Consider the following 4,849-nt stretch of genomic DNA (forward strand, 5'->3'; position numbering starts at 1 on the left):
CGGTTGGTGGCGGCAACTACAAGATGTACACACCTGACAAGATTATTCGAGAAGTTCAAATTGATATGAGCGAGTTGATTGCGGATTATCTGATGAAAAACCCTTTAATTAAAGCGGAAGTTGATCACAATTTTAAAGTAATTGCAGAATAACAGCGTGGGAACCAACATAGTTAGCGAAAGTTTTTTGTAATTAACTTAATGTAACGATTATAGACCAGTTGCGACCAGTTCGACTTTAACTCGTCCAACTCTATTCTCCATTAGCCGTATTGCAGCTCATATGTGCTCGACTCGGAGCAGTAGCGAGGAGAATAGACGACTATTCTCAGGATGTGAAGAACGTTGATTCGACCGCATAAAAAAATTAAACACTTTACAGAAATAAATGTGCTAGCGGTAGCTTTAGCATTAGACTAATTAGAAACATTACTGGATAAGAGATACCTTGCCCCATTTTGTGGTAAGGTTATTTTAATGTAAAAAAAGTAAAGGATTGTGAAAATATAAATGGCCACCATCATCTTTGATGTAGACGATACACTGTATGATCAATTCATTCCTTTTAAAAAGGCTTTTTACCAAGTTATCTGTGAAGTTACAGAGGCTGAGATAAAACGTCTCTATCAGCTGAACAGAGAAAAAAGCGATGCCTTATTCGAAAAAAGTGAAACTGGCGAGCTGCCAAAAGTAGATATGCAAGTGATGAGAATTCAATATGCTTGCGAACAAACAAATAGGCCGATTAGTCGCAAAAAAGCAGTAGACTTTCAAAAGGCTTATGAACATGAGCAAAAGAAATTAAACTTATATCCGGAGATGAGAGAACTTTTAAATAAATTATCTCAAAACAATCACCAATTAGCTCTTTTGACTAATGGAGCAGCCACTCACCAACAAAAGAAAATTGATCAACTTGGATTGGCTCAATGGATTAAACAGGACCAAGTATTTATTTCTGGTGAACTAGGCAAGATGAAACCGAATAAAGCGGTCTTTGAGTTAGTTGAAACGTCTTTAACGGTAAAAAAAGATAAACCAATTTACATCGGAGATTCGTTCCAAAATGATGTTATTGGTGGAAAAAATGCAGGATGGACGGTTATTTGGTTAAATGTACGACAAACTAAACCGAATACAAGTAGAGTTCAACCAGATGCCATCGTGGAACACCCAAGTGAGTTGCTGATATTATTCGAAGAACAAGGGTATTTTAAATAAAAGGATAAGCGATAGATATTAAAGTAGCCTAAAAAAAGTAATGTTAAATGGAGTAGGAAAACACAAGTTTCTTCTACGGATTGTTTAGAGATTTAAATCACATAGAAATCTTCTAGTAATTGTTTTATTTAAGCTCGGTTTAGTAAATTTTGTTTAATCTAGATTAGGTGAATGATTTCTATAAAAATCAGTTGTAGTTTGTATCTTTCTACTGTAAAGTGACCTTTGAGTGTATCTGTTAAGGTAGTTATTTTTCAGAAAAAACGCATAGTAAAAAGGAGAAGTCAGATGAATTTATTTAAAAGTTCAAAGTTACTGTTTTGGACATTATGGTCATTAGCGGCTGTGCTAACTATATACATATCGACCAAAATTAGTTTTGTTTTCCAACCAGTCTTCACGTTGTTTTCAACTTTATTTATACCTGTTTTAATTGCTGGATTTTTGTTTTATTTATTAAATCCTTTTATCAAGCTATTAGAGCGGATAAAGGTCAAAAGAACGTACGGTATAGTCATCGTAATGCTTCTAGCAATTGGAGGAACCATCACATTTATCGTCCAAATTGCTCCGGTTTTAATGGGACAGTTGACGGAATTAATCGTGAACATTCCGACTATTATCGCGAATATTGAGATACAAGCTGATGATCTTAAACGAGTTCCAGGTTTAGAAAAAATTGATTATGAAGAAGTATTGATGCGTTTAAATCTTTCGCTAGATACAATTTCCAATACAATCTTGTCTTATATTACCACGAGTATTAGTTCAATTGTTTCAACACTAACTGGCTTAGCGGTCGTTTTAATTACTGTTGCGATTATTTTATTTTACCTCTTTCATGATGGGCACAAATTTAAACCTGCAGTAGCTAGCTTTTTCCCAGCTAAATACAAAGATCATGCAATAGAATTGCTTGGCCAAATGAACGCGGTTGTTTCTGGTTATATTAGTGGAAAAGGATTAGCAAGTATTGTTGTTGGGATACTTGTTTACATTGGTATATTGTTTATTGGACTGCCGTACAGTCTTTTGCTAGCGATTATTAATGTAGCGACCAACATGATTCCTTACATTGGACCATTCATTGGTGCAGCTCCTGCCTTTATAATCGGTCTAACTATTTCACCAGGAAAAGCGTTACTTGTTGCTTTATTAATTGTAGTCATTCAACAAATCGATGCCAATTTCTTGACTCCTAAGTTCGTAGGCAAGAGTTTAGATATTCATCCTTTGACGATAATTGTTGTCTTATTGGTTGCGGGTAAAATGGCAGGCATTGTAGGAATCATATTCGGGGTTCCTGGATTTGCGATTGTTAAAACAATCGTGATTTACATCAAAAAGTTAATTGTAGAAGAGAATAAAAAAATTAAGCAAATAGGCGATAACGTTTAAGATTAATTTTTGTAAATTAATAAATCTGAAAAAGTTTTAATAATTTTTTTAATTGTTAAAACTTTTTTATTTTCTCATATTATTCTAATGAATAAACAGCGTTATCATAGGATGATAACGGATACAAATGATGTGAAACGCTTACTTGTTTATTTTGTGAAAATAACGACAAAAACGTGTTGACATCAAATATAAATTGTTAGATACTAAAGAAGCACTAGTGAATAGATACACAATGAATTGCACTTATACCTAGTTTTAATAAAGTAACAAGTGTTTGATTTAATTTGAAAAGGAGATTGAAAAATAACATTAAAAAATGGATCATGAAATTTATTTTGAGAAAACATGCACAAACATTAAGCTTAATTAAAATGAATAAAAATAAGACCATACTCTAGGAGGAATTTAGATGTCAGAAAACGAAACGAAATTATCAGGGAAAGTATTTTTAAACCGTGTGTTAGCCGGAACAGCTACAGGTATTGTTGTTGGATTAATTCCAAATGCTATTCTAGGAGAATTGTTTAAGTATTTAGGAACAAAAATGGATATCTTCTTATCTTTATTACACGTTGTACAAGGTTTCCAGTACTCTGTTCCGATTATCGTTGGTGTTTTGATTGCTATGCAATTTAAATTGAACCCAATGCAAACCATTATTGTTGGTGCTGCATCTCTAGTTGGATCAGGCGCATATGTTATTACAGAAGGTGCCTTTATGCTTGTCGGTATCGGTGACTTAATCAACACGATGTTAACTGCTTCTTTAGCTGTTATTTTAGTTATGGCGATTGGCAACAAATTAGGTTCAATGACAATTTTATTGCTGCCGATATTTGCTGGAGCTGGAGCTGGTGCAGTTGGTTCATTTACTCTTCCATATGTAAAACTAATCACGTCATCTATTGGAACATTAATCAATAGCTTTACTGAATTGCAACCTATTTTAATGAGTATTTTAATCGCTGTTTCATTTTCAATCATTATTATTTCACCGATCTCAACTGTTGCTATTGCTACAGCTATTGGTTTGTCAGGACTTGCTTCAGGTGCAGCCAATATTGGTATTTGTGCAGCCGCAGCGTCTTTAGTTGTTGGTTCAATGAAAGTAAACAGTATTGGTGTAACATCATCTGTTGGTTTAGGCGCAATGAAAATGATGATGCCAAACTTGATCAAGCACCCTATTATTGTACTGCCACTTGCCATTAGTGCTACAATTAGTGCAGTATTTGCCGCAATATTCAATATTCAAGGTACACCTTTTTCAGCAGGTTTTGGTTTCTCTGGTTTAGTAGGACCAATCAATGCGATTAAATTTATGGAAGGCAGTGCGGCAACTAATCTTGGAGTAGCAGCGTTAACATTTTTCGTTGTTCCTTTCGCCAGTGCTTTCCTTGTAGATTTTGTTTTGTGTAAAGTTTTAAAAGTATACGACAAAGACATCTTCAAATTCTTTACCGGTAAATAAAAATGATTTGATAAAAGAAATTTAGTTGAAAAAATAAATAAACCATGATGGAGGAATTTTAAATGAACTTAATTATGTTTGGAACACGCGAAGACGAAAGAGATGCAGCATTGGTATGGAGCAAAAAAACAGGTGTGAACGTTGAGACGGTTACTGAAATCTTAACAATGGATACTCTTGATAAAGTAACAGGTAAAGATGGAGTATTGATCCAACAGACTGGTAAACTAGACGAGAAAATCTATCCAGCATTAGCAGAAATGGGTATCAAACAATTGGCTACACGTTCAGCTGGTTACGATATGTTCGATTTAAAACTGGCTAAAGAAAATGGATTAATGATCACAAACGTACCGGCTTATTCACCCAATGCCATTGCTGAATTCGCTGTAACAGCCTCATTGAGCATGATTCGCCACATGGATTTAATTAGAAGAAATGTTGAAAAACATGACTTCAGCTGGACTAAATCGATTCTTAGTAGAGAAGTACGCTCAATGAAAATCGGAATTGTTGGAACAGGCCGTATTGGCCGCATAACAGGCGAATTATTTGCTGGTTTTGGCGCTGAAATTTTAGGTTTTGACTTGTATCCTAATGATGAAGCACGTAAAACAATGAGATATACGGACACACTTGAAGAATTGGTAAGAGAAGTTGACTTGATTTCTATTCATATGCCGGCAACCGATGACAACTTCCATTTATTTAATAAAGAACTGTTTGCACAAATGAAAGACGGATCATTTTTGATTAA

At 34.4% G+C, this 4,849-nt stretch carries 4 protein-coding genes; all 4 read left to right on the top strand.

All coding sequences use genetic code 11. The annotated features are described in order from the left end of the window. The first annotated feature begins 509 nt into the window (after window positions 1-509). Window positions 510-1,220 (top strand): HAD family hydrolase, encoded by a 711-nt coding sequence (locus WBF61_RS07745; protein ID WP_424255381.1) that lies wholly within the window; start codon window positions 510-512, stop codon window positions 1,218-1,220. Window positions 1,221-1,508: 288 nt separating this feature from the next. After that, window positions 1,509-2,618, top strand: coding sequence for an AI-2E family transporter (locus WBF61_RS07750; protein ID WP_424255383.1), 1,110 nt, complete (start codon window positions 1,509-1,511; stop codon window positions 2,616-2,618). Between the two features lie 412 nt (window positions 2,619-3,030). Then, window positions 3,031-4,092, top strand: coding sequence for a PTS transporter subunit IIC (locus WBF61_RS07755; RefSeq protein WP_424255384.1), 1,062 nt, complete (start codon window positions 3,031-3,033; stop codon window positions 4,090-4,092). A 62-nt stretch (window positions 4,093-4,154) separates the two neighbouring features. Beyond that, window positions 4,155-4,849, top strand: a 695-nt coding sequence (locus WBF61_RS07760; protein ID WP_424255386.1) for an NAD(P)-dependent oxidoreductase, incomplete at its 3' end; no start/stop codon positions are given.

It is taken from the genome of Carnobacterium sp., from assembly GCF_049673005.1.
GTDB lineage: Bacteria > Bacillota > Bacilli > Lactobacillales > Carnobacteriaceae > Carnobacterium_A.

Excerpts from the sequence above, each read along its gene's own strand:
- WBF61_RS07755 (WP_424255384.1), top strand. The coding sequence starts at position 3,031 with ATGTCAGAAAACGAAACGAAATTATCAGGGAAAGTATTTTTAAACCGT.
- WBF61_RS07750 (WP_424255383.1), top strand. The coding sequence starts at position 1,509 with ATGAATTTATTTAAAAGTTCAAAGTTACTGTTTTGGACATTATGGTCA.
- WBF61_RS07745 (WP_424255381.1), top strand. The coding sequence starts at position 510 with ATGGCCACCATCATCTTTGATGTAGACGATACACTGTATGATCAATTC.